Raw genomic sequence first — 471 nt, 5'->3', positions numbered from 1 at the left:
GTCAGAAGGGAGGTCCGCTGTCTCATCTCCTGTTCGAACTTCTGGCACGTCGTCTCCGCGGATACCACCCAGAACTTCTTCGGTGAGGACTGTTGGATGTCGACGAGTCCCCGCTCGCGTAACTCGTCGACCGCGTCGTACACCCGAGTTCGTGGAACTTCGGAGACCTTGCTAATCTCCGTTGCCGTGCCGGTACCGAGGCTGGTGAGTGCGACGAAGGTCCGTGCGGCGTACGTGCTGAGGCCGAGTTGTTTCAATTGTTCGATTGCGACAGAACGGAAGTCGTCGCCCGAATCAGTACTCATAATGGGTGCCTCGATGTCTGCGAAACTCAGCCACGACGAGTGGCTGAGGCGGCACGTGTCAGTTGTGGTTGGGACACAGTACTCCACTGTGTGCCGCAGTCGCGATTCGTCCCGGCGCCGTATAGTTGTTTGTGATTATCTGAGTGAATTCATTACGTGTCGATTA

At 56.7% G+C, this 471-nt stretch carries 1 protein-coding gene; it reads right to left on the bottom strand.

Going from position 1 to position 471, the window contains the following annotated elements:
- The coding region (locus tag DVK05_RS16540; protein WP_147437846.1) for a TrmB family transcriptional regulator at positions 1-305 on the bottom strand (305 nt) is incomplete at its 3' end.
- Positions 306-471 lie beyond the last annotated feature (166 nt).

Origin of the sequence: Halorubrum sp. Atlit-8R (assembly GCF_003666025.1) — an archaeon.
In the GTDB taxonomy this organism is placed as follows: Archaea; Halobacteriota; Halobacteria; order Halobacteriales; family Haloferacaceae; genus Halorubrum; species Halorubrum salinarum.
Note: the sequence above shows the minus strand (reverse complement) of the source record. Positions and strands in the feature narration are given on the sequence as shown.